We start from the raw sequence: 23,638 nt of genomic DNA, 5'->3' as shown, positions 1-23,638 counted from the left end.
TGGGCGTGGAAGGACGGTCCGCCGGCGGTGACCGGGCCGGCCAGGCGGCGATGCGGCGCGGGCCGGCGGTGGCCGGCGCTATGCCGGCTCCGCCGCCGACGGCGGTGGGCGCGGTCGTCCCATCGCCGGACCCGGTGTTCCCGCCTCCGCCGCAGGCCGCCGAGGCGGCCAGCACCGCCGTGGCGGCCAGCGCGGCGACGACGGCCCGCAGCCGCCCCGAACGACTCTTCGAGCGCAGCTTCCTCATCGTGTGCAGACTGCACAGATCGTGATCCACCGTCAATTCGGCGCGCGGCCTCGCTGGTCAGAGGTGGTCCGGACGCACCCACTCGGCCCCGAGGACGTGGTGGGCCATGAAGTTGAGCCAGGTCCGGTACCACAGGCGGATGTTGGGCGGCTTGAGGATCCAGTGGCCCTCGTCCGGGAAGTACAGGAACTTCGCCGGGACCTCGAAGCGCACCAGGTCCGCCCAGAGGGCGAGGCCCTCGCCGATCGGCACCCGGTAGTCCTTGTCGCCGTGGATGACCAGCATCGGCGTGCTGATCTGTGCGGCCCGCAGGTGGGGGGAGCTCTTCTCGTAGCGCTCCGGCTGCCTCAGCGGGTCGCCGATCTCCCGGCGCCAGGCGGCCGGGAAGTCGGTGGTGCCGGCGAAGCCGTTGAGGTTCCACAGGCTGGCGTGGGTGACGATGGCCCGGAAGCGGTCGGTCTGGGTCGCGATCCAGTTCGCCATGTAGCCGCCGAAGGAGCCGCCCATCATCCCGGTCCGCGAGGCGTCCAGGTCGGGCCGCTCCAGGGCGGCGTCGGTCAGCGCGATCACGTCGGTGTACGGGTTGCCGCCCCAGTTGTCCCAGCCGCGCTCGTGCATCCGCCTGCCGTAGCCGGTGGAGAGGGCCGGGTCGGGCAGCAGCACGGCGTAGCCGTTGGCCGCCGCCACCCACGGGTTCCACCGCCAGGTCCAGGCGTTCCAGGTGTGCTGCGGGCCGCCGTGCACCCAGAGCAGCAGCGGGGCCGGGGCGTCCGCGCCCGCCTCCTCGGGGAGGACCAGCCAGGAGCGCAGCGCCATCCCGTCCTCGGCGGTGGTGCGCACCTCCGCGAGCCGGCCGGGGAAGTCCGCCGGGCCGAGCGCGCCAGGCGCCGGGATCACGGCCGTCTGCTGGTCCGCGGCCCAGGCGTCCAGCCGGACCGGGGCCGGCGGGGCGTCGATGTGCGAGCGCAGCGCGTAGAGGGTGCGGCCGTCCGGGGTGACGGCGAGCTCCGAGTAGGCGCCGTCAGCGGTCAGCCGGACGGGCTGCGCGGGCGCGCCGGTCCGCGGCACGGTCAGCCGGAAGACCGGGGCGTGGCCCAGTTCGTCGGCGGCGAAGAAGAGGACCAGCTCCCCGTCGGGGCCCGGCGCCGGCGAGACCAGCGGGGCGGAGGGCCAGAGCTCGGACTCGGGCAGCAGGTCGCGGGGCTCCGAGGCGGCGTCCCCGGCGTCCTCGATCAGCACCAGGCTCGGTTCGCCGCTCTCCTCCCAGCGGTCGTGCGGGTGGACGCCGGCGACCAGGCCGCGGCCGTCCGGGGTGAAGGCGGGGGCGTAGTAGTCCCGGCCGGGCTCGTCCAGGACCCGCAGGCGCTTGCCGGTGGCGGCGTCGCTGACCACGATCGCGGTACGGGCCTCGTCGGGGTGGTCGCCGGCGTCGACGACGTGGGCGAGGAGGGCGCCGTCCGCGGAGAGGGCGTACTCCCCGGTGTGCCGGGACATCGACCCGTGGTCCACCAGGGCGCCCTGCTCCGCCGGAAGCTGACCGGTGGTCAGCAGCCGCGGGACGGCGGGGCCGACGTCGTGGTCCCAGAACCGGACCATCGGCTCCTCGTGGAGGATCGCACTGGTGCCGTCCTTCCGGCGGGCGGCCCGGAGCTCGGCGTCCGCCGCGGTGTCCGCGGCTCCGGGCAGGAAGCTGGTGCCGAGGGCGATCCGGTCGGCCGCGCGGGCCGTGGCGTAGCCGTCCACGCCGCCGGGGAGGGCCGCCACCCGCTCGGCCTCGCCGCCGCCGGGCGGGAGCGCCCACAGGGCGGTGGTCTCCTCGGCTTCGTCCTTCCCGGGCTTCCCGCCCTCGGGACCGGCCGCCTCGGCGGCCTCGTCGGCGCCGCTCGCGTCGGTGGCTTCGGTCGCGTCCGCGCCCTCGGCGGGCCGGCCGGAGAGGAAGAGGAGGGTGCCGTCCGGGCGGAAACCGGGGGCGGACTCGCCCTTGGCGGAGCGGGTCAGCCGGCGGGCCGGGCGCTCGCCGTCCGGGTCGAGCTCCCACAGCGAGCCGTTGAACCGCTTTCCGTCGGCGGCGAGTCGCTGCACGGCGGCGACCAGCCGGCGCCCGTCGGGGGAGAGCGCGAGCCCGCCGATCCTCGGTATCCGGAGGAAGGCGTCCAGGTCGTGGAAGGGTGTACCGCTTCGAGTCTCGGGCATGGCCACATCCTCCGTGTTCGATCCACGCCACGCCAGAGCATTCCGCTACCGGCCAGGCCTGGGGTACGGCAGCAGCGCGGGGACCTCCGCCCGGTACGCCCGGTACCGCTCGCCGAAGCGCCCCGCCATCAGCCGGTCCTCGACCCGGACCCGGCGCAGCAGCCACGGCACGGCGAGCCCGAAGTAGACCAGCCAGACGCCGAAGCCGTGCGCCAGCATGGCGCCGAGGATCAACGCCAGCAGGCCGGTGTAGATGGGGTGCCGCACGATCCGGTACGGACCCGTGGTGACCAGCTCATGGTGCTCCTGGACGGTGGGAACGCTGGTCCACATCACCCCCAGCGTCCAGCGCGCCCAGAGCAGCAGCGCGGTGGCGGCGACCGCGAGGAGCGCGCCCGTCACCGCCACCGCCGGCTGCCACCAGGTGAGATGCCGCCAGACGCCGGAGCCGGCGCCGGTACCGGAGCCGAAGCCGAAGCCGGGCCCGGAGCCGCCCCCGGCGCCGCTGGTGAGCCGGATGACCAGGGCGATCCCCAGCACGAGCGCCAGCCGGGAGACCAGGGCCCGCCGCCGGCCGCCGGGCCGGCTCCTGCCCCCGCCCGGCGACCTGAGGCCGAACCAGATCGCGCCGAGGATCCAGGCAGCGACGAAGACGAGGATGCAGACCCAGGTCAGCGTGGTGAGGGCGGAGTGGAGACTGCTCATGCCCACCAGCCTCGTCCCCGCGGACGCCGGCGGCCACCGCCCGTGGGCGGATCCTGCGGGCGGACGGCCGACGGCCCGCTCCACCCGGGGGTGGAGCCCCGGGCCGGGATTGTCGACGGTTGCTCAGGATTGCTCTGCGCGCGAGGAGTTGCTGTAGAGGTCGGCCTCGCCCTCGGGGGCGGGCGCGCGGGCGGCGGCGCCGTCGGGGCCGCCGCCTCCGCTGCCTCCTCCACCGTCACCGCCGGCGACTCCCACGGCGTGCGCCGGATCGAACGCGGGCGGCTGCCGCACCTCTTCACTACGGGCGAGCTGCGGCGGGAGCTGGTTCTGCGGCGACTGCTGCGGTTGCTGCGGCTGCGGCTGCGGCTGCGGCTGCGAGTGCGGCTGCTGCTGCGAGTGCGGCTGCTGCCGGAGCGGTTCGCCGGCCGGCCGGCCGCCGCCGCCGGCCCCGCGCATCCCGAAGGGCCCGGAACCGGAGCCGCCGACGGTCGGCGTGCCGCCCTCGCCCGCCGAACCGCCCTCGCCGGACGGGACGCCGACGGCGGCCGGCGGTGCGGCCGAGGCCGAGGGCCCGGAAGTGGGACCGGCGGTGGGAGCCGCCTCCGCCCCCGGCCGGGCGGCCTGCACCGGCACGGTCGCCTCCGGCCGGGGCGCCGGTGCGGAGGCCGCGGCGGAACGTTCCGCTGCCGCCTCCTCCTCCCGGACCAGCTCCTCCACCACCTGGTTGACGATCCGCCTGGCCTCCGCGCCGTACACGGCGATCTCCGCGTAGGAGTCGAAGACCCGGCGGTAGAGGCCGATCTCACGGGGCTCGGTGAGGTTCAGCTCGGCGGTCCAGATCTCCGCCTGGACCAGCCGCTCGTCGTAGATCCAGAACGGGTGCAACGGGGCCAGCGGCCATCCCGCCCGGTCCGGGACCACGCCCAGCCGGACGTTGCCGAGCGAGGAGACCGCCAGCAGTCTGTCGAGCTGCCCGCGGTGGGCCTCGGAACGGCACACCCGGGTACGCAGCGCGGCGGTGGTGACCAGGATGTGGAACTCCCGGTCCGGCTCGTACAGCACATGCTGGCGCTCCATCCGGGCCCGGACCGCCTCGGCGATGTCCGCGGGGCTCCCGTTGAGGTCCACCAGTCCACTGAAGAGGGTGCGGGCATATTCCGCGGTCTGCAGCAGGCCGGGGATCATCCCTGGCTCGAAGATCCGCAACACCCGGGTCTGGGCGTCGAGTTCGGCGCCCACCCGCTGCCGGGGGGCGTGCCCGGCCTGCAGCGAGCGGCGCCAGGACACATAGTGGCTGTCCAGCGCGTGCAGCCGGGCGACCAGCTCCTCCGCGGCGTCCGGACGGCCGACCGCCCCCGCCCAGGCGGCGATGTCGGGCTCGGTGGGGGTCTGCCGGCCGTTCTCGATCCGGGAGACCTTGGACGGCGCCCAGCCCAGTCTGAGCGCCAGTTCCTTGCCGTTCAGCCCGGAGTCCCGGCGCAGACGGTGCAGCCAGGCGCCGAGCGCCTCGCGTTCGCGCTGGAAATCGGTCATAGAGTGCTGCTCCCCATAGTCGGTCCGGGCGGCCGGGGCGGTCCCGACCGCTCCGGCCGCCTATGCCGAGTCTTCCCCCGTTGCGGCACCGGTGACCAGTTCAGCCCCGCTCGTGGACGGGAGGCCCCCCATCCGGGGGAGCGCGCCGGGGGGCGCGAACTCCAGCAGCGCGCGCGGGATTTCCACGGCGGTCTCGCCGGGATTGAGATCCCGCAGCTGATCGAGGGCGCCCTGGTCGGTGACCAGGTATCCCTGGACGACGTAGGTGTCGCGATCTGTCAGGTAGAGCGTAGGGCAATTGCCGTTGTTCGACGTGGTTCCAAGGAAAGTAAGGCGCATGGCGTGCTGTTCCTTGCGTTGCGTGCCGGGTGAATCCGACGGCGTGCGGCCACAGGGCGAATCCCGAGTGACCTTTGGCAAATTGCTAGCACTGCTTTCGCGGTATTCGCAAGCAAGTGGGAGAAATCCTAGGCGCATGCGCACACTTGCGGGCGCGCACTCAAGTAGTGCGCGCCCGCTGGCAATTCATCTGTAGAATCCGGCAATCCGTGGGGCGGCAGTGCACATCCGGGCCTCTTCGGGGCGGATGCGCCACCTCGCGCGCCACGCGCTTGCGGTGTGGCTACCCCTGCTTCGAGCGCCCGGCGAGCTCCTCCAGCCGCGCGCGGCTCGGCGCCGGACGCGCGCCCTGGGCGGCGAGCTCCTCCGGCGCCCAGGCCCCGCAGTCCAGCCCGCGCAGCAGATAGCCGGCCAGCGCGCGGGCGGTGGCCGGCTCGTCCAGCACCGCGGGCTCGCCGGCGCCCGCCCCGGCCCCCGGGCCCGTCCCCGTCCCCGCGCTCGCGCTCGCGCCGAGCCGCGCGGCGTCCAGCGCGTCGAGGTAGGCGGCCAGCCGCGCCGAGGCGTCCCCGAGCCCGGCCCGGTAGAAGGCGTAGACCGCCGCGTAGCGGGTGGGCAGGTGGCCGGGATGCATGTCCCAGCCCTGGTAGTAGGCGCGCGCCAGGGAGCGCCGGACCAGCGAGTGGTGCAGCCGCCAGGCGGAGCGCACCTGCTCGGTGCCGCCCACCGGCACCACGTTGGTGGAGCCGTCGGAGAGCCGGACCCCGGTCCCCGCGGCGGCGGTCTGCATCACCGCCTTGGCGTGGTCCGCGGCGGGGTGGTCCAGCGCCTGGTGGGCCGCGCTGATCCCGCACGCCGCGCTGTAGTCGAAGGTGCCGTAGTGCAGCGAGGTGCAGCGGCCCTCGGCGGCGTCGATCATCAGGGCGACCGTCGCCCGGCCGTCCGGGCCGAGGATGGACTGGGTGGTCTCGATCTGGATCTCGAAGCCGAGCCGGCCCGTCGGCAGCCCGGCGGACTCCTCGATCCGGGTGCACAACCGGGCCATCGCGGAGACCTGCTGAGGGTAGGTCACCTTGGGCAGGGTCAGCAGCAGCCCCGCCGGCAGTACCCCGCCCGCGGCGTCCAGCAGCTCGGCGAGGAAGACGTCCAGGGTACGGATCCCGCGCGCGCGGACGGCGGCCTCCAGACACTTGATCCGGATCCCGAAGTACGGCGGCGCGCCCGGGCCCGCCTGCGCGCCCTCCCTCGCCATCGCGGCCAGCGTCCTGGCGGCCGCGGCGGCGGCCGCGTCCTCCTCGGCGTCGTCCCGGACGCCGTAGCCGTCCTCGAAGTCCACCCGCAGGTCCTCGACCGGCTCCCGGCGCAGCTTCTCCCGGACCCGCGCGTACAGGGCGTCGTCCACCGGCGCGCCGACCGCCGCGGCGAGGGCGGCCGCGTCCGGCGCGTGCTCCTCCAGCGCGGCCAGCGCGCGCTCGCCCCACTCCCGGACGGTCCCCGGCCCGAAGGCGTCCCCCGGCACGTACACCGTGTGCACCGGCTGCCGGCCGGCCGGCTCGCCGGGGAAGCGCCGCGCCAACTCCTCGTCCACGCCCGCCAGTCGGGCGTCCGCCTCCGCGACGACGCCCTTGCCCCCGTCCCCAAAGACCGACCGCGCCACGCGCCACCATCCCTTCCCCACGGACCAGCGATTTCAACATTTTGTCAATCTCTCCCCCGGACGCTAACCGCCCCCCGCCCCCACGTCAACGGGCATAGGATTTCCCTGACGCCCACGGGCGTGCGCAGCGAGGCACAGCCACACATCCCGACTCAACGCCTACGCGGAGAAGCCATGTCGACCGATGTCGCGACCGGCTCGTGGAAACTCGATTCAGCCCGCTCGAACGTCGCCTTCAAACAGAAGGGGATGTGGGGCCTCGTCACGGTGCGAGGCACCTTCACCACCGTCTCCGGCGAGGGCGAGGTGTACCCGGACGGCACCGCCGCCGGTGCGATCGCCGTCGACTCCAAGTCCGTGGACACCGGCAACGCCAAGCGCGACCAGCATCTGCGCTCCGCCGACTTCTTCGAGTGCGAGCGCCACCCGACGATCACCTTCGCGGTGGCCAGGGCCGCCACGGGCGAGGGCGACAAGGTCCAGGTCGAGGGCGAGCTGACGGTGCGCGGGGTCAGCCGGCCGCAGGCCGTCGAGGCCGTGGTACGCCAGGAGCAGGACGGCTCCGTCGTCCTCAGCACCGAGTTCCAGGTCGAGCGCGCCGACCACGGCATCACCTGGAACCAGCTGAGCGCGATGCGCGGTCCGACGACGGTGTCGGCCACCCTCCACTTCACCCGCGCCGGTACGGCCTGACCACCCCGGCGGTCCCACCGCGGCAAGGGGCCCGGCCGCCTGAGGCCGGGCCCCTTGCCGCGGGGCTCGGTCGCGGGCCGCGGGACGCGGAGCACGGGCGCGCGGCGGCCCGCCGGCCCAGCTCAGCACCCCGCCGCGCCCGGGTCACGGCGACTGGCCGTCCGCGAGCCGTCGCTCTCCACGGCGCCGCCGGCCCTCGGCGTCGGCCGGCCGGCCCTCCTCGCCCGGCGACCCGCCGGCGGCCGCTCCGGCCCCGCGCGGCCCGGCGTGCGCCGCGCGCCACGGCGGGACGAACCAGGTGAGGAGGCAGTACACCAGCAGCGAGGCGGTCAGCCCGACCGCCCAGCCGTAGTCGGCCAGCGGCTTCAGCGCCGGGACCAGCCCGCCGGCCGGGAACGGCCCCTGCTTCACCCCGCCCGCGACGGTGGAGTACGAGCCGCCGACCGCGAGCAGCCCGCCCACCGCGAACGCGGCCACCGCCCGCCAGTTCCACCCGGCCGCGTACCGGTACCGCCCGCTGCCGCTGTACAGCTCCGCGGCGGCCAGCCTGGTGCGGCGGACCACCCAGTAGTCCGCGATCAGGATCCCGGCGACGGTGCCGAGCAGCCCGCCCACGGTGCCGAGCCAGGTGTAGATGTACACGTGCGGATTGGACGTCAGCCGCCACGGCATGATCACCACGCCCAGTACGCAGGTGATCAGCGCACCGGTGCGGAAGTCGATCCAGCGCGGCAGCAGATGGGCGAAGTCGTAGCTCGGGCTCACCGTGTTCGCTGCCAGGTTGACCGAGAGGGTGGCGACCATCACCAGCACCAGCGCGAGCAGCACCCCGGCCACATTGTCGAGCTTCGCCGCGAGCTGGATCGGGTCCCAGATCGGCGCCCCGTACACCGCCTGCGAGCCGGAGGTGACCAGCACGGAGAGGAGGGCGAAGAGGGTCATGGTGGTCGGCAGTCCCAGCGCCTGGCCGCGGAGCTGGGCGCGCTGGGAGCGGCCGAAGCGGGTGAAGTCCGGGATGTTGAGCGACAGCGTCGACCAGAAGCCGATCATCCCCATCAGGGAGGGGAAGAAGACCGGCCAGAAGTGCCGGCCCCAGCCCAGCCTGGACGGCTGGTCGACGAGCGGGCCGATACCGCCGGCCTTGTCGGTGATCCAGCCCAGCAGTGCCAGCGCCCCCAGCAGCACCACCGGTGCCGCCCAGTTCTCGAAGCGGCGCAGGGTCTGCATCCCGCGGACGATCACGGCGACCTCGATCAGCCAGAAGATCCCGAAGGAGAGCCACTGGGTCCAGGGGAAGCCCCAGAACTGGCCCACGGTCAGCCAGCCGTGCCCGAAGACCTTCCCGGCCAGCAGGAAGATCCCCTCGCCGCCGATCCAGGTCTGGATCCCGAACCAGGCGCAGGCCACCGCGGCCCGGATCAGCGCGGGGAGATTGGCCCCGCGCAGCCCGAAGGAGGTGCGGGCGAAGACCGGGAACGGGATCCCGTACTTCGGCCCGGCGTGCCCGGTGAGCAGCATCGGCAGCAGCACGATGACGTTGGCGGCGGCGATGGTGACCACCGCCTGCACCCAGTCCATCCCGGCCGCGACCAGGCCGCTGGCGAGCAGCCAGGACGGGATGCAGTGGGACATTCCGACCCACAGCGCCAGGAAGTTGTAGGTCCCCCAGGTGCGCCGCTCCGGGGGGATGGGAAGGAGGTCGGGGTTGGCGTAGCGGCCGGTCGGCCGCTCGCCCTCGGGTATGACGCCGGGTTCTGGGGGCGTCGACGCGGGGGTCGGCGCGGGTGTCGCGGTCATCGCGGGCTCCCGGGGGTCGAGAGGGGGTGCTGCGGGCCGGCTGGGCGGCCGGAGCCGGCTGAGCGGGCCGGTCCGCCCTAACCCCGCAGGCGCGGGGCGACGTGCTCGCCGTAGCCGTCGATCAGCGGGTCCACGGCGTCGTGCATGGCGTAGACGGCGAACTGCCCCACGCCCAGCGCCCGGAGGCGCTCCAGCTTGGCCAGGTGCTGCTCGGCGGTGCCGAGCACGCAGAAGCGGTCGACGATCTCGTCCGGGACGAAGGCGGTGTCCGGGTTCCCGGCCCGGCCGTGGTGGGCGTAGTCGTAGCTCTGGCGGCGCTTGACGTAGTCGGTCAGCTCGGCGGGCACCGCGTCGGAGGCGTCCCCGTACCGCGCGACCAGGTCGGCGACGTGGTTGCCGACCATGCCGCCGAACCAGCGGCACTGCTCCCGGGCGTGCCCGAGGCCCTCCGCGTCGGACAGGTACGCGGGCGCGGCCACGCAGACCGTCAGCGCGTCCGGGTCGCGTCCGGCCCTCTCGGCGGCCGCCCGGAACGCCCGCACCATCCACTCGACCAGGTACGGGTCGGCCAACTGCAGGATCAGGCCGTCCGCCTGACGGCCCGCCAGTTCCAGGGCCCGCGGCCCGTAAGCGGCCATCCACACCGGCAGCCGGGCGGCGGGCGTGCCGGGCCGCACCCACGGCAGGCGCAGCTCGGTGCCGCCGACGTCGGCGGCGCGGCCCTCGGCGAGGGTCTTGATCACGGTCATCGCCTCGCCGAGCCGGGCGAGAGTGGCCGGCCGGCGTCCCGCGACGCGCTGCGCGGAGTCCCCGCGCCCGATCCCGCAGACCGTCCGCGGCCCGTACATCTCGTTGAGGGTGGCGAAGGTGGAGGCGGTGACCTCCCAGGCGCGGGTCGCCGGGTTGGTCACCATCGGCCCGACCCGGAGCTTCGCGGTGTGCTCCAGGATCCGGCTGTGGACGACGAACGGCTCCTCCCACAGCACGGCGGAGTCGAAGGTCCAGCCGTACCGGAAGCCGGCCCGCTCGGCCCGGCGCATCCGGCTGACGACCGCCGCCGCCGGCGGGTCGGTCTGGAGAACGAGGCCCAGGTCCATGTGAGGTGACCTCCCGTCAGGACGGCCGTGGACCGAGTATCCACGCCCCGGGCCCGGCGGCACCAGAGCGCGCGCCGGTGCGTCGCCGATGCGTCACCGGTATGTCCCACGCCGCGGCCCGCGTGCCACGATGGCCGGATGGCCGACGCCCCGCTGCCGCCCGAGACCCGCCTCGCCATCGTCACCGGAGCCTCCCGGGGCATCGGCCGCGCGGTGGCCGAACGGCTGGCCCGGGACGGCACCGCGGTGGTGGTCGACTACCGCGCGGACGCCGGCGCGGCGGCGGAGACGGTGGACGCCGTCCACCGCGCCGGGGCCCGCGCGCTCGCGGTCCCCGCCGACGTCACCTCGCCCGACGCCCCGGCCGTCCTCTTCGACGCCGCCGAGCGGCATTTCGGCCGCCCGGCGGACATCCTGGTCTGCAACGCGGGGGTGGCCCGCTTCGGCGCCCTGGCCGACCTCTCGGACGCCGACTACGACCTGGTCTTCGACACCAACACCCGCTCGGCCTTCCGCCTCTTCCGGGAGGCGTCCAGGCGGCTGCCGGACGGCGGCCGGATCGTCCTGATGTCCAGCGGCGCCGCGGTCTCCCGCCGCGCCGGGTCCGGGATCTACGCGGCCAGCAAGGCCGCCGCGGACGCCCTGATGCAGTCCCTCGCCAAGGAGCTCGGCCCGCGCGGGATCACCGTCAACAGCGTGCTGCCCGGCGCCGTCCGCACCGAGGCCCTGGCCGCCCGCGGCCGCCCCGAGGTCCTGGAGCGCATCCTCGCCGACACCCCGCTGGGCCGCCTCGGCGAGCCCGGCGACATCGCCGAGGTCGTCGCCTTCCTCACCTCGGACGCCGCCCGCTGGCTGACCGGCCAGACCCTCCACGCCTCCGGCGGCGAGTTCTGACCAGGACGGACGCCGGCGCGCTCCCGCTCCCGCGCGGTCACGGGGCCCGGCGCGCCCGGTCGGCGAGACGCTCGGCGAAGGCGAGGGTGAGTGCCCGGAGCTCGTCGGGGGCGCGGACCACGAACGGGCGGTCCAGGGCGGCCAGCAGCGGCGGGAGCCAATCGAGCCGTTCCGCATGGATGGTGACGGCCCGCCAGATCTCCTCGCTGGGGGCCTCCGCCTCGTCGAGGAGGGCGATCGCCGGGGGGAGACGGGCCCGGATCTGCCGAACGGTGGCCTGGATACGGAGCTCCACCCGGTGGCGGTACCCAGCCCCGGCGAAGCCCGCCAGCACCCGCTCGGCCCGGTCGGCCCCGCCCGGGGGCGGCTCGAAGGCGCCGGGCAGCGCACGCGCGTCGGCGATCCGGTCGAGGCGGAGGGTCCGCTCCTCCCCTGCGCCGGGGTCCGCGCCGTTCACGTACCAGCGGCCGGAGTGCGAGACGATCCCGTACGGATGGAGGGTGCGGTCGCTGCGCCGGCCCTCGCGGTCGGTGTAGCGGACGGCCAGCGGGCGGTGGTGGCGGACCGCGTCCGCGACGGTGAGGAGGACCGCCGCGTCCGGGGAGGGGGCGGCGGGGGCGCCGGCCGTCCCGGCGGCGGTCCGGTCGGTGAACCGGAGGGCGGCGAGAAGGCCGTCCAGGCGCTCGGCGAGGTGCCTCGGCAGCACCCGGCGGATCTTGGCCGCGGCGGTCTCCGCGGCGGTCTCCGCCGCGGTGTCCGCCGCGCCGCCGCGGGCCGCCCGCGGGCCGGCGAGGAGGCCGAGGAGGACGGCCAGCGCCTCGTCCTCGTCGAGCATCAGCGGCGGCAGCCGGTAGCCCCGGCCCAGCCGGTAGCCGCCGTACCGGCCGCGCACCGACTCCACCGGCAGGCCGAGGTCGGCCAGGTGCTCCGCGTACCGCCGCACGGTGCGCGGGTCGACCCCGAGCCGGTCGGCGAGTTCGGCGGTGCTCCGGGTGCCGCCCGACTGGAGCAGCTCCAGCAGGGTCAGCACACGGGCGGTCGGTCGGGACATGGTGCGCAGCCTAATCCTGATACCGGGCGGGTTCCGTCCGGTACAGCTCCTAGCGTGGCCGCCATGGACTTCGTATCGACGCGCATCATCACCGCCGACATCGACCGCCTGGTCGGCTTCTACGAGAAGGCCACCGGGGTGCCGGCGGCCTGGGTCACCGAGGACTTCGCCGAGCTGCGGACCCCGCACGGCACCCTCGCCATCGGCAGCACCCGGACCGTGCCGCTCTTCGCCCCGGGCTCCGCCCGCCCGGCGGAGAACCGCAGTGTGATCATCGAGTTCCGGGTGGCGGACGTGGACGCCCTTTACCGGGAGCTGTCCGGCTCCGTCCCCGGCTCGGCCCCCGGCCTCGTCCCCGAGTTCGTCGCCGGGCCGACCACCATGCCGTGGGGCAACCGCTCGCTGCTGCTCCGCGACCCCGACGGCAACCTGGTCAACTTCTTCACTCCGCCGGCGAGTCGAGGGGCCGGACGAAGGTGAGGAGGTGGAGCTCGCGGCCGCTGTCGTCCAGGAAGCTGCGCTCGCGCTCCGGCGCGCGCCGGAAGCCCAGGGCCGTGTAGAGCGCGTGGGCCGGCAGCATCTCCGGGCCGCTGTGGAGGACGACGGCGTCCAGGCCGCGCTCCCTCGCCAGTTCGAGGGTGAACAGGGTGAGCCGGGCGCCGAGTCCGCGCCTGCGGGCCTTCGGCGCGACCGCGAGCAGCCGGAAGTACAGCTCGCCCGGGCGGATCTCGCCGCCGTTGTCCCGGCCCGGGCGCAGCACGGAGACGGTGGCCAGCAGCTCCCCGGAGCCCGGCTCCTCGGCCACCCACAGCTCGTAGTCCTGCTCGCGCAGCTCGGGACGGCCCATCTCGTCCACATAGCCGGGGCTGAGACCGGGGTAGTCCAGCGTGTACGCGTCCCTGGTCAGCCGGCCGACCGCGGCGAACTCGTCCCGCTTCGCCACTCGTATCGTCAGATGGTCTTCTCGGCCCTCGGCCCGCACGGCTGCACCCACGAAGATCGAGGATAACCGCCGGCCCCGGCCACCGGCCCCTGGTCAGGCCGCCGAGCGCGCGTCCGCCGGGCGCCGGCGGAGCGCCGGGTCCCGCAGGGCCGGCGGCAGGTACGCCTGGTCGAGGGGGCCGGCGTCGGTGCCGGGCGGGACGATCTCGTCGATCCGGTCCAGCAGCTCGTCGGAGAGGACCACGTCCAGGCCCGCCAGCAGGCCGTCCAGCTGCTCCATGGTGCGCGCCCCGAGCAGCGCGCTGGTCACCCCGGGGTGGCTGATCGCGAAGGCCATCGCCAGATGGGTCAGCGGCAGCCCCGCCTCGGCGGCCAGCGGCAGCAGCCGTTCGACGGCGTCCAGCCGCCGCTCGTCGCCGAACGCCCTCATCATCCCGGCCCGGCGGACGTCGGTCGCCCGCCCCTGCCGCACCCGGCCGGTCAGCATCCCCTGCCCGAGCGGGCCCCAGACCAGCACCCCGAGGCCGTGCCGCTGCGCCACCGGCAGCAGCTCCCGCTCGATCCCCCGGTTGAGCAGCGAGTACGGCGGCTGCTCGGTGTGGAACCGCTCCAGACCGCGGAGCTCGGCCACCCGCCGCGCCTCGACGATGTCGGAGGCCGGCGTCCCGCTGGCGCCGATCGCCAGGACCTTTCCGCTCCGCACCAGGTCGGTGAGGGCGGACAGGGTCTCCTCCAGGTCGGTGCCCGGGTCGGGGCGGTGCAGCTGGTAGAGGTCGATGCGGTCGGTGCCCAGCCGGCGCAGCGAGTCCTCCACGGCGGTGGTGATCCAGCGGCGGGAGGCCCCCTGCCGGTTGGGGTCCTGGCCCATCGGGCGGCCCACCTTGGTGGCGAGGACCACCTCGTCCCGGCGTCCCTTGAGGGCGCGGCCGACGATCTCCTCCGCGTCCCCGTAGGCGTCGGCGGTGTCGACCAGGTTGATCCCGGCGTCCAGCGCCCGGTGGAGGATGCGGGCCGAGTCGGCCGGGTCCGGGTTGCCGACCGAGGTGGCGAACATCAGCGTCCCCAGGGCGTACGGGCTGACCTTGATGCCGGTGCGGCCCAGCGTGCGGTAGCGCATGTCTCTCGTCCCCATCTCCGGTCCCGTCCGGACCGGTCTCGGGTCAAGCCTTGCGCCGCGAGGCGGGCGGGGGCAGGGACGGCGTATCCGGGGAGGCCCTCTCCCTGGCTGCGGCGCCCGCCGGCGGGCAGGATGGGAGGATGATCGACCGCCCCGGCCTCGCCGACTTCCTGCGCCGGAAGCGCGAGGCCCTCCGCCCGTCCGACGTGGGGCTGCCGGCCGGCGCCCGGCGCCGCACCCCCGGCCTGCGGCGGGAGGAGGTGGCGCAGCTGGCGGGGGTCTCCACCGACCTGTACTCCCGGCTTGAGCAGGCCCGCGGCTCGGCGCCGTCCGCCGCCGTGGTCGCCTCGCTCGCCCGGGCGCTCCGCCTCGAACCCGACGAGCGGGACCACCTCTGCCACCTGGCCGGGCAGCCGGCGCCGCCGCGGCTGGCCGGCGACCGGGTACGGCCGGGGCTGATCGGCCTGGCGAGCAGGCTGACCGACATCCCGGTCTGCATCTACACCGAGGGCGGCGAGGTGGTCTGGGAGAACGCCCTCCACCGCGCGCTGCTGGGCGGGCACGAGCCCGGCGGCGGGCAGCAGGGGAACTTCTTCCGGCGGTGGTTCACCGAGCCCGCGTACCGCCGGCGGGCGCCCGAGGAGGACCGGCCCAGACTGGCGGCGGCGCTGGTCGCGGACCTCCGCGCGACCCGCTCCCGGCGCCCCGGCGACCGCCGGATCGCCGAGCTGGTGGACGAGCTGCTCGACCGGAGCGAGGAGTTCCGGGCGCTGTGGGACCGGCACGAGGTCGGGGTCCGCCGCTCGGACCGCAAGGACGTCCTCCATCCCGAGCTCGGGCTGATCAGGCTGCGCTGCGAGCTGCTGCTCACCCCCGACGAGGACGTCCGGATGCTGGCCGCCTTCCCCGTCGAGGGCACCGACGCCGCCGAGCAGTTGGCCCGGCTGCGGGCCCTGGCGGACTCGGAGGCGGACGGGGTCGAGGTGGGCTGAGGCCCTCAGTGGGCGGTCAGCGGGCCGCCATTCGGTGCCGGTGTCCAGTCCCGCCGGGGGCCCGGGGACGCGGCGGCCGTCCGCGGTGTCCGGCCCCACCGCAGCTGCGGGGCGGCGTTGGCCTCGGCCAGGGCCCGGGCGGTGATCTCCGGCGGCGCCAGCAGCACCTCGACGGTGGTGCGGGCCAGGGTCCAGATCGCGGTGGGGAGGTTCTGCATGGTCGGCCTCCTGCGTTCGGTTCCTCTCCCAGACTGCGCGCCCCCTACGTGGGGAGTCTGTGAACCGCCTGAGAACCCGGTTAAACCCTCGGCCGCCGACCCGGCGAGCATGGGGCGGCGGTGGTGCAGTGGTAAGTGGTAGGTGTCACTGCCCCGCGCGGGGCCCGGCAGCGGCGTCGTACTCCGCACCATCGCGGCGGATCTCGTCGAGGTGCGCCTCGGTCCAGGCCACCAGCTCGGCGAGGACGCCGTGGAGGCTGTGCCCGCACTCGGTCAGCGCGTACTCGACCCGGGGCGGCACCGTGGGCTCGACGGTGCGGCTGACCAGGCCGTCGCGTTCGAGGCGACGCGCCGTCGCGCTCGGCATCCGCTGGGTGATGCCGCCCACGGCGCGCCGTAGCGCGTTGAACCGCAGCGGCCCGTCGTCGAGGCGGCAGATGACCGTCACCGACCACTTGTCACCGATACGGTCCATCACGTCGCGTAGCAGCTCGTCGCGGTCGGGCAGTCCGCCCGAGCCGGCGGTGGGGCCCGAATCCGCGAGCGAACGGGTTGACGGCAGCGGGCAGTGGGGGTCGGCGTCCGGGCGCCTGCTTGTCGGCCCCTGGGCCCTCCTTCAACGGGGCGAAGGGGCCGACCCGACGGCGAGTTCGGCCGCACTCGTCGCCTGCCGGATGAGGTCGAGCGCGGCATCGGTGATGTCGCTGCTCGTGCCGGGAAGGCAGAGCTCGGCCGGCGGGGGCGCGATCGGCGCCGGCGGGGTCACCGCCGGGCTGTCCATCGCAGCGCCGGCGTCCCGGAGTCGGGCCGCCAGTCGGCGGAGGCCGTCGGCGGTGTAGGGCAGCGGCGGGGCGGCGTGCGGTGGGTGCGCGGCCAAGGGCGCACGGAGGCGGGCGGAGGCGTCCCGGACGGCGTCGAGCCGGGCCGTCAGCTGCCGCGGCGGGCGCGGCTGAGCGGCGAGCCGGTCCTTGGAGGCCGCGAGCCGCTGTTCGGCGGCCTCGACGGCCTCGCGGGTGCGGCCGCGTTCGCCCGGCTGGGGCGCTCCGGCGAAGGCGGCCACCCGGGCGAGGTAGCGCGCCTGCGCCAGAAGAAGCTCCTCCAGCCGTTCGGGGACCAAGGGCTGTTCGCGGTGCGGCCACAGGAAGAGGGTGGCCAGCGCCGCCAGAGCGGCGCCCATCGTGTTGTTGGAGATCCGCTCCAGGGCGTCGACCCAGGTCGACCGGGCGTCGAGAGAGAAGAACAGGAGCATGGCGGGCGCCGCGAAGACGGGCCACAGGCCGTAGTTGTAGCCGCGCAGAGTCCGGGCTGTGCCGGCGAGGACCACGATGACGGCCGCCAGCGCCGGCACAGAGGGTGCGGGGACGAGGATCAGCAGGGCGGCGGCCACGCTGGAGCCCAGGACGTTCCCGATGACCCGTTTGGCCACCCGGCTGGTGGTCTGCCCCCAACTCGGCCGCAGGCAGCCGAAGATGCCCGCCAGCACCCACATCCCGTGCGGGGTGTGGAGCAGGTCCACGGCCAGGAAGGCGGGGGTGAAGCAGACGGCGAGCCGCACCTTGTAGCGGAACTGGGGCGGGCGTTCGGCGATCGAGATGCGCACCCCCGCCCAGTGCCGGCGCCACACCCCGCCCGTAGAGCGGCGGGGTTCCTGGCGGCTGGGCCGGCTGGGATCCGGCCGGCCCCCGATGAACGGGGTCAGCAGCAGCAGGCTGGTCCACAGGCCGCCGGCGGCGAACAGCAGGACATAGGTACCGCTGCCGACACCGGCCAGCCCCTGGAAGGCGAACACCAGGGGGATGACCGGCGCCATCCCCGCCGTCGTGGACGGCACGACCGCCAGGACCGCCAGGACGCTCAGCGTCAGGCTGCCGCCCAGCAGGGCGCCCAGCGCCGTGGCCGCCGAGCAGGCCAGCCATTGGATGCCGACCTGCCGGAGGCGGGCCCTCAGGTCGCCCTGCGGGACCAGCAGGTTCAGCAGATAGGCGCCGATGCCGGCCGCGACGCCGAACGGCGCATGGCCCGCGGCGATACCGATCCCCAACGGGACACCCAGGGCGAGGACCATCCCTCCGCCGAGACGCCAGGCGTAGTGGCCCTCGCGGGCGAGGTAGAGGCCGGTGACCGTGCGGGCGGCACGCCGCGCGGCCCGCGCGAGTGCCCGTGCCCGCATAGCGCCCCCTCGGGCCCCTCGGCGCAACGCGGCCGGAGAGTTCGGACCGGGGGCCGCTGCGGCCGGGGCAGGCCGGCCGGTGGTGGACGGCACGGTCAGGCGCCCGTCTCTTCGTCCGGGGTGCCGGGCAGCGACTCCGGATCGAGGTGGGCGAGAAGGGTCTCGCCGATGGCGGTGAGCTGTTCGCGCCGCCGCCCGCTGAGCGGCCCGAGGACGTTCTCGCGGACGCTGCGGGCGTAGACCGGCGCGGCCTGTTCGGCCCGCGCCAGCCCCTCGTCGGTGAGCACGGCCAGCCAGCCGCGCCGGTCGCCCTCGGGGACCTCGCGGCGGACCAGGCCGGCCGCCTCCAGCCGGCCGACGGCGTGGGTGATCCGGCTGGCCTTGGAGTGGGTGATCTCCGCCAGGCGGGTCATCCGGAGTGCCCGGCCCGGGGCGCGGCGCAGCCGCCACAGGATGTCGAAGTAGGTGCGCGGCAGGCCGGCCTCGCGCTCCAGGTCGGCGTCGAGGCGGGCCGCGGCCGCCTCCCAGGCGCGGTTGAGGGCCCGGAAGACGCGCAGTTCCTCGGGGGTCAGCCAGTCGATTTGGTCCTCGCTCATCATGTTTACTACGCTACACGATTATCCAGCGCTGTACTAAATTCCCCTGCGCCCTCCGGAAAGGACGAGCCTTGACCGCACAGTTCCACACCCCGACCCGTGCCCTCACCCCCGGCCGAACCGCGCTGCTGCTGCTGGACCTGCAGCACTCCCTCCTGGACACCCTCCCCGACGCGGACGGCCTCCTGGAACGCGCCCAGCGCACCCAGCGCGCCGCGCTCGCGGCGGACATCCGCGAGGTGCACGTACGCGTCGCCTTCACTCCCGAGGACCACGCCGCCGTGCCCGCCCACAACAAGGCGTTCGCCCCGCTCGCCCGGTCCGGCGCGCTGGGCGAGGGCGAGCCGGCGAACGACTTCCACCAGGTGCTGCGCGCCACAGGCAACGCCCCTCACACGGTCACCAAGACCCGGGTCAGCGCCTTCAGCACGACCTCGCTCGATCCGTTCCTGCGCGAGCAGGGGATCGACACCCTGGTCCTCGGCGGCATCTTCACCAGCGGCGCGATCCTCTCCACCGTGCGCGACGCCGCGGACCGCGACTACCGGCTGCTGGTCCTCAGCGACGCCTGCGCCGACCTCGACCCGCAGGTCCACCGCACTCTCCTGGAATCCGTCCTGCCCACCCAGGCCGACGTCCTCGACGTCACCGCCTTCGAGGCGGCCGCCGCGGCCGCGCGAAACCCCGGAAGCGGGAGGCCGGGCCATTGACAAGGCCAGGAGTCCACACGGGCAACGGCCGGTGTCGGCACTGCGCCGCAGCAAGAACCCCGCCGGATGCGTCGGAACCGGACCAGGCCACGACGGGGGCCGGCGTCCGGCTGGGCCCGGGATGGCGGCGGAGAGGGGCCGGGGCTGGGGCCAAAGGCGAAGGTGCCCTCCCGGGGGCCTGCTCGACCAGGATGTCGACAATCAGCCTGTTCTCGGCGTGGGTCATCACCAGCCCGCAGGTTGCCACCGGGCGGCTTCATCGCACGGAGGACTGTCAGTGCCCGCTGAGACACTGCCCATCCAGCCATCCGATCGCACCCGCGCCGACACCGACGTGAGCGTCAGCGCCGACGCCCACCAGACCGCGTCAATGGCAGGTCATCGAACGGACCCACCACCTGCGTGCCTATCCCGGGTATCGGGTGAGGCTGCGGGGCAGGAAGACGCCGTGGCCGGGGTGGCCGACGTACTCGTGGTCGGTGATGACGGGGACGCCTCGGGACAGGACGGTGTGGACGGCGCCGGTGATCTCCTTGCCCTCGTAGGGGCTGTAGTCGACGTTCATGTGGTGGGTGGCGGCGGAGAGGGTCTGGCGGGCGTTGGGGTCGTAGATGACGATGTCGGCGTCGGAGCCGGGGGCGATGGTGCCCTTGCGGGGGTAGAGGCCGAACATCCGGGCGGGGGTGGCGCAGGCGATGTCGATCCAGCGGCGGCGGGTGAGGTGGCCGTCGACCACGGCCTGGTGGAGGAGGTCCATCCGGTTCTCCACGCCCGGCATGCCGTTGGGGATCTTGGAGAAGTCCCCGCGGCCCAGCTCCTTCTGGCCCTTGAAGCAGAAGGGGCAGTGGTCGGTGGAGACCACCTGGAGGTCGTTGGTACGCAGGGCCCGCCACAGGGCCGCCTGGTGTTCTCGGGGGCGCAGCGGGGTGGAGCAGACGTACTTGGCGCCCTCGAAGTCCGGCTCGGCGAGGTTGTCGGTGGACAGGAAGAGGTACTGCGGGCAGGTCTCGCCGTAGACCGGGAGGCCGTCGTCGCGGGCCCGGGCGATCTCGGTCACCGCCTCCTGCGCGGAGACGTGGACGACGTAGACCGGCGCCCCGGCGACCTGGGCCAGGCGGATCACCCGGTGGGTGGCCTCGGCCTCCAGCAGGGCCTTGCGGACCTCGCCGTGGTAGCGCGGGTCCGTCTCCCCCCGGGCCAGGGCCTGTTCGACCAGGACGTCGATGGCGAGGCCGTTCTCGGCGTGGGTCATCACCAGCCCGCCGTTCCTGGCGGCCCGCTGCATCGCCCGCAGGATCTGCCCGTCGTCGGAGAGGAAGACCCCGGGGTACGCGGTGAAGAGCTTGAAACATGCTGGCCGGGCCCCTCACATGTGTTCGTCGATTCCCGGCGGAGACGCATGTCGAAGGACCCTGTGATCTTGAAGCCGGGCAAGACATATCGCCGAGGCACCGGCGTCCCCCCGCAATCCCCGAGCGCCCGGACGGCCTGCTCCCACTCTCCGTCGTGGAAGTAGGTCAGCGCCCGCTGATACACGCTGAGTTGACGCCCGAACGACGTCGGCAGATCTGTCCACTGGAGCCCGTCCCGCACTTTCATCAAGGACGCCTCGAACGCCACCCTCGGTTGAATGACTCCCCTGGCCTTCCTGGGTGCCGGGAAGCATCCCTCGACTCGCCGCCATTGCTCATCGCTCAGCGGTGGTGGCACCAGCGCGTCCCGGGACCTGAACCACTCTTCGAACGGACAGCCCGCGGGGCGTAGCTGTCCGGAGTGGTCGCTGGTGATCTGAATGCGCACATCGAGCAGATCCAGGAGTTCGCACTTCTGCTCGTACGCCAGATCTGCCAGCCGAGGAGCCGCCTTCGAGATCAGCCCGAGGATCTCCTTAGCCCGGGTCTCCTGCGCTTCCGCGTCACCGAGTCGGGCGGCGGTATCCTCCCGCATCGCGACGAGCTTCCTCTCCTTCTCCCGGAGTTCCAGCCGCATCTCCGTGATCGCGCGCTGAATGTCCTCATCAGTGCCGTCCTCGGCGCTGTCGGCCGCAGCGCTGAAAGCCGCGGCCAGCCCCATGAGCTTCCGCTTCCGTGTGTTGCGGCTCCGTTCGATCTGCGCGTCCAGCTCCGCGATCCGCTCGCGATAGGCCTGCGCTCGTTCAGGCACCGAGCCGAGCCACTCCGCGGCGAGTGCCGCCAGATGCTTCGCGTCGCCAATGATCGGGCTGACTTCCGACCACACCAGGCGCTCCATCGGGGCTGCGAGGATCTCCCGGCACTTGCACGGAGGGGTGGACCTCCGACCGGTGCACCGGTATGTGGTCCGATCGCGCTCAGCGCGATGGTTTCCTACGTACTTGCAGCCGCAGGGCGATTGCATGCGGCCTGACAGGATGTACTGCTTGAGTCTGGTCGTGCGGAACGACCTCTGGTCCAGCGCCCGCCGCACCTGGGCCACGCGTTCGGCGGGCAGCGGCATCGGAACTGGAATGTGCGTCGTCTCACCGTAGAGCGGGTTTCCCTCGGCGTCCCGGCGCAGAGTCGTGCCGTGCACCCGCTCCGTGTTGCGGTAGATGATGTAGCCGTCCAGCGCGGTCTCCCTGAACGTACGGATGAGGGTGGCCCCGCACCAGGGCAACCCGCGTGCGGTGGTCATCTCCAGTGCGTTCAGGGCACGCGCTGCTTGCTCACCGTTGTGATGCTCGTCGACGATCAGCCTGGCCGCCGTCTCAAGCAGCTTGACCTTTTCCGGTCGCAGGGTGGGCACGGCCACGACTCCCGGGGGCGGCAGCTTGAGCCAGAAGGGCGCGACGCCGCCGGGCCATCCTCCGGCCGCCAGCTTCTTCTCCCGGCCGCCGACCGTCCGGTCCAGGATCATGGCGTGCTCGAGTTCTGCCATATAGGCGAGCAGGCTCAGCTGGATGCCGAACATCTCGTCATCGCTGTCAATCCGCCCGTCGGCGGTCGCGATGCGCACCCCGAGATCGGTGGTGTCGTAGACCCAGCGATGAATGTGCTTCATCGTACGGCCGATCCGGTCCAGCTTCCCGAACACCACGAGGCCGATCCTGCCGGCGGCCACGTCCTGGTTGAGCTGGTCCAGTCCGGGCCGGTTAGCCAGCTTCCCGGACACACCACCGTCGGTGTAGACCTCGGCGGTGTACTTGCCCTTTCCGACGCGGAAGTCCAACCAGGCCCGGCACTCGTCGAGCTGGACATCGAGACCGTACCCACGGAGCTGCTTCGCGGAGGAAACGCGCAGATAGATCGCGACCGTCGATTCCCGCGGACCAAGGCCGTGATCGCGATGAGGCATCGTACGAGGCATAGCTCTTCCCCTTCATCCCATGGCGAGCCCCCAGGCCGACAGTGCGAACCCGGGGGCGGCGAGCTCCATGGACCATACGCGTCAGCGGGCTGACGCTCTACGGTGTCCCGCATTCTTGGACAAACCCCTCCGGCAACTCTCGCAGCAACCCGCTGATTAGGATTTCCGCGAGTTGCGCCCGCTCACGCGGCGAGAAGTCACGGTGACGCCAGCAGCGCTGAACCGTCGGGGGTGAGCAGCCCGCCGCGCTCACCTCCGGCGCGGACTCAGGTGAGGTCGATTCTTTCTCGGCCGAGGTAGAACCTGCGGAGTCCCCTGGCCGCTCCCCATTCGTTTGCCCGCCGACAGGGATCACCACCGATACCGCGAGCTCATCGGGATGCCCGGAGGCATCGTTCAGCGAACGGGGTGTGCGGCGCCTCCGAGCACCGGGCTCGCTCGTGGGACCCATCGGTCGACACCGCCATGACCAGCACATCTTCGTGCGCAATGCAGGCCAGGGGGACGCCGTTGGTGCGGGCCGCGCGGACGTTGTTCTGCTGGAAGAAGGAGGGGCGGGCGACGAGGTCGCCGTCGCGGACGGCGGCGAGGAGGGCGACGCAGCGCTCCAGGGGGACGAGGCCTGCGGCGCGGCCGGCGGCGAGTACGGCGGCGGGGAGGTCGACGAGTTCGCCGCGGCGGCGCCAAGGGCGGGCGGTGACGGCGACGATCGCGTCGTCGGCGAGGAGGGGGAGGCTGGAGCGGAGGATCTCGGTGAAGGCGTCGACGAGTTCGTCGGTGGGGGCGTCGGCGAGGTTGCCGGCGGTGTGACCGTAGTCGGTGTGGAACTTGGCGACGCCGGGGTTGCCGGAGTCGCGGCTGGAGCGGACGTGGCCGTGGGTGGAGGGGCCATAGGGGGGTGAGGTGAGCAGGAGGCGGGCGGTGCCGTGGAGTTCGGGGTTGACGATGCGGTCGGCGTCGCGGGCGTCGCCGCGGTAGACGGTGCCGGCGCCCTCGGCGCCCTGAGTGTGGGCGTGCTGGAGGTTGGCGCGGGCGAGGACGGCCCAGCGAGGTTCGAGTTCGATGCCGACGCCGTGGCGGCCGAGGTGGGCGGCCTCGACGAGGGTGGTGCCGATGCCGCACATCGGGTCGAGGACGACGTCGCCGGGGCGGGTGTAGGCGCGGATGGCGTGGCGGGCGATGGCGGGGAGCATCTTGCCGGGGTGGGCGATGGCGGCGGGCAGGTAGCGGCCGGTGCGTTGGGTGCGGGAGTCCTGCTGGGCGGTGAGCCAGACCGAGGTGGGCAGCTCGTCGATGTCGCGGGTGTCGCCGCGGTGGGGCTGGTGCTGGGACACGGGTCCTCCGGGGTGGTGCGGGCGGGAGAGGC

General features: G+C 73.9%; 22 protein-coding genes and 1 pseudogene. 6 read left to right on the top strand and 17 right to left on the bottom strand.

The genetic code is table 11. The features are described 5' to 3' along the window. Positions 1–5 precede the first annotated feature (5 nt). Positions 6–272 carry a hypothetical protein gene (locus BS73_RS35250; RefSeq protein WP_084704466.1) on the top strand — a complete coding sequence of 89 codons (267 nt, stop codon included), beginning with the start codon at positions 6–8 and terminating at the stop codon, positions 270–272. A gap of 32 nt (positions 273–304) precedes the next feature. Here the strand turns inward: BS73_RS35250 and BS73_RS30405 are convergent, their stop codons facing one another. From BS73_RS30405 to BS73_RS30380, 5 genes are all read right to left on the bottom strand, one after another. Continuing rightward, complete coding sequence (locus BS73_RS30405) at positions 305–2,440, bottom strand: prolyl oligopeptidase family serine peptidase (RefSeq protein WP_037577643.1); 2,136 nt, start codon at positions 2,438–2,440, stop codon at positions 305–307. A gap of 45 nt (positions 2,441–2,485) precedes the next feature. Continuing rightward, on the bottom strand, positions 2,486–3,145 hold the full coding sequence (locus BS73_RS40545) for a methyltransferase family protein (protein WP_037577642.1): 660 nt from the start codon (positions 3,143–3,145) through the stop codon (positions 2,486–2,488). A 123-nt stretch (positions 3,146–3,268) separates the two neighbouring features. Beyond that, a complete protein-coding gene (locus BS73_RS40540) occupies positions 3,269–4,678 on the bottom strand; it encodes a helix-turn-helix domain-containing protein (protein WP_063837095.1) in 1,410 nt (469 codons plus the stop codon). Positions 4,679–4,738: 60 nt separating this feature from the next. Continuing rightward, complete coding sequence (locus BS73_RS30385) at positions 4,739–5,017, bottom strand: hypothetical protein (RefSeq protein WP_063837094.1); 279 nt, start codon at positions 5,015–5,017, stop codon at positions 4,739–4,741. Between the two features lie 283 nt (positions 5,018–5,300). Continuing rightward, entirely contained in the window at positions 5,301–6,671 is a 1,371-nt protein-coding gene (locus tag BS73_RS30380; RefSeq protein ID WP_051941158.1) for a DUF6986 family protein, read from the bottom strand. A gap of 174 nt (positions 6,672–6,845) precedes the next feature. Here BS73_RS30380 and BS73_RS30375 point away from each other — a divergent pair, with 174 nt between their 5' ends. Further along, complete coding sequence (locus BS73_RS30375) at positions 6,846–7,364, top strand: YceI family protein (RefSeq protein ID WP_037577641.1); 519 nt, start codon at positions 6,846–6,848, stop codon at positions 7,362–7,364. 144 nt (positions 7,365–7,508) lie between these two features. Here the strand turns inward: BS73_RS30375 and BS73_RS30370 are convergent, their stop codons facing one another. Further along, the gene (locus BS73_RS30370) at positions 7,509–9,161 is read right to left on the bottom strand and encodes an NCS1 family nucleobase:cation symporter-1 (RefSeq protein ID WP_152617777.1); all 1,653 of its coding nucleotides are present in this window, start codon (positions 9,159–9,161) and stop codon (positions 7,509–7,511) included. Positions 9,162–9,238: 77 nt separating this feature from the next. Continuing rightward, complete coding sequence (locus BS73_RS30365) at positions 9,239–10,258, bottom strand: TIGR03842 family LLM class F420-dependent oxidoreductase (RefSeq protein WP_037577640.1); 1,020 nt, start codon at positions 10,256–10,258, stop codon at positions 9,239–9,241. Between the two features lie 138 nt (positions 10,259–10,396). Here BS73_RS30365 and BS73_RS30360 point away from each other — a divergent pair, with 138 nt between their 5' ends. Further along, positions 10,397–11,152, top strand: a complete 756-nt coding sequence (locus BS73_RS30360) for an SDR family oxidoreductase (protein ID WP_037577639.1) — start codon at positions 10,397–10,399, stop codon at positions 11,150–11,152. A 37-nt stretch (positions 11,153–11,189) separates the two neighbouring features. Here BS73_RS30360 and BS73_RS30355 read toward each other — a convergent pair whose 3' ends face one another. Beyond that, positions 11,190–12,203 (bottom strand): helix-turn-helix transcriptional regulator, encoded by a 1,014-nt coding sequence (locus tag BS73_RS30355; protein ID WP_037577638.1) that lies wholly within the window; start codon positions 12,201–12,203, stop codon positions 11,190–11,192. A gap of 63 nt (positions 12,204–12,266) precedes the next feature. Here BS73_RS30355 and BS73_RS30350 point away from each other — a divergent pair, with 63 nt between their 5' ends. Next, positions 12,267–12,683, top strand: coding sequence for a VOC family protein (locus BS73_RS30350; RefSeq protein ID WP_037581877.1), 417 nt, complete (start codon positions 12,267–12,269; stop codon positions 12,681–12,683). On the opposite strand, the gene BS73_RS30345 is transcribed toward BS73_RS30350, so the two are convergent. Together BS73_RS30345 and BS73_RS30340 are read right to left on the bottom strand one after the other, a co-directional pair. Beyond that, on the bottom strand, positions 12,646–13,197 hold the full coding sequence (locus tag BS73_RS30345; RefSeq protein ID WP_152617776.1) for a GNAT family N-acetyltransferase: 552 nt from the start codon (positions 13,195–13,197) through the stop codon (positions 12,646–12,648). The genes BS73_RS30350 and BS73_RS30345 overlap by 38 nt on opposite strands. Positions 13,198–13,239: 42 nt before the next feature. Next, a complete protein-coding gene (locus BS73_RS30340) occupies positions 13,240–14,262 on the bottom strand; it encodes an aldo/keto reductase (RefSeq protein ID WP_037577637.1) in 1,023 nt (340 codons plus the stop codon). A 140-nt stretch (positions 14,263–14,402) separates the two neighbouring features. On the opposite strand from BS73_RS30340, the gene BS73_RS30335 reads away from it, so the two are divergent. After that, positions 14,403–15,254: a helix-turn-helix transcriptional regulator gene (locus tag BS73_RS30335; protein ID WP_152617775.1), complete on the top strand. Its 852-nt coding sequence runs from the start codon at positions 14,403–14,405 to the stop codon at positions 15,252–15,254. Between the two features lie 5 nt (positions 15,255–15,259). Here the strand turns inward: BS73_RS30335 and BS73_RS30330 are convergent, their stop codons facing one another. The 4 genes from BS73_RS30330 to BS73_RS30315 all read right to left on the bottom strand — a co-directional run bounded on the left by BS73_RS30330 (position 15,260) and on the right by BS73_RS30315 (position 18,238). Continuing rightward, the gene (locus tag BS73_RS30330) at positions 15,260–15,472 is read right to left on the bottom strand and encodes a hypothetical protein (protein ID WP_037577636.1); all 213 of its coding nucleotides are present in this window, start codon (positions 15,470–15,472) and stop codon (positions 15,260–15,262) included. Between the two features lie 145 nt (positions 15,473–15,617). Next, on the bottom strand, positions 15,618–15,947 hold the full coding sequence (locus BS73_RS30325) for a winged helix-turn-helix transcriptional regulator (RefSeq protein ID WP_235215585.1): 330 nt from the start codon (positions 15,945–15,947) through the stop codon (positions 15,618–15,620). 141 nt (positions 15,948–16,088) lie between these two features. Continuing rightward, positions 16,089–17,642: an FUSC family protein gene (locus tag BS73_RS30320; protein ID WP_037577634.1), complete on the bottom strand. Its 1,554-nt coding sequence runs from the start codon at positions 17,640–17,642 to the stop codon at positions 16,089–16,091. Positions 17,643–17,737: 95 nt separating this feature from the next. After that, positions 17,738–18,238, bottom strand: coding sequence for a MarR family winged helix-turn-helix transcriptional regulator (locus tag BS73_RS30315; RefSeq protein ID WP_037581870.1), 501 nt, complete (start codon positions 18,236–18,238; stop codon positions 17,738–17,740). A 71-nt stretch (positions 18,239–18,309) separates the two neighbouring features. Here BS73_RS30315 and BS73_RS30310 point away from each other — a divergent pair, with 71 nt between their 5' ends. Continuing rightward, positions 18,310–18,948: a cysteine hydrolase family protein gene (locus BS73_RS30310; RefSeq protein WP_051941156.1), complete on the top strand. Its 639-nt coding sequence runs from the start codon at positions 18,310–18,312 to the stop codon at positions 18,946–18,948. A gap of 406 nt (positions 18,949–19,354) precedes the next feature. On the opposite strand, the pseudogene BS73_RS30305 reads toward BS73_RS30310, so the two are convergent. From BS73_RS30305 to BS73_RS30295, 3 genes and pseudogenes are all read right to left on the bottom strand, one after another. Further along, a pseudogene (locus BS73_RS30305) lies at positions 19,355–20,296 on the bottom strand (amidohydrolase family protein); the annotation flags it as partial. Next, complete coding sequence (locus tag BS73_RS30300) at positions 20,200–22,260, bottom strand: recombinase family protein (RefSeq protein ID WP_161789720.1); 2,061 nt, start codon at positions 22,258–22,260, stop codon at positions 20,200–20,202. The pseudogene BS73_RS30305 and the gene BS73_RS30300, both read right to left, overlap by 97 nt. A gap of 383 nt (positions 22,261–22,643) precedes the next feature. Continuing rightward, positions 22,644–23,606 carry a TRM11 family SAM-dependent methyltransferase gene (locus BS73_RS30295; protein ID WP_063837093.1) on the bottom strand — a complete coding sequence of 321 codons (963 nt, stop codon included), beginning with the start codon at positions 23,604–23,606 and terminating at the stop codon, positions 22,644–22,646. Positions 23,607–23,638 lie beyond the last annotated feature (32 nt).

Origin of the sequence: Phaeacidiphilus oryzae TH49, assembly GCF_000744815.1 — a bacterium.
Lineage (GTDB): Bacteria > Actinomycetota > Actinomycetes > Streptomycetales > Streptomycetaceae > Phaeacidiphilus > Phaeacidiphilus oryzae.
This window is presented reverse-complemented; position numbering and strand designations above follow the sequence as displayed.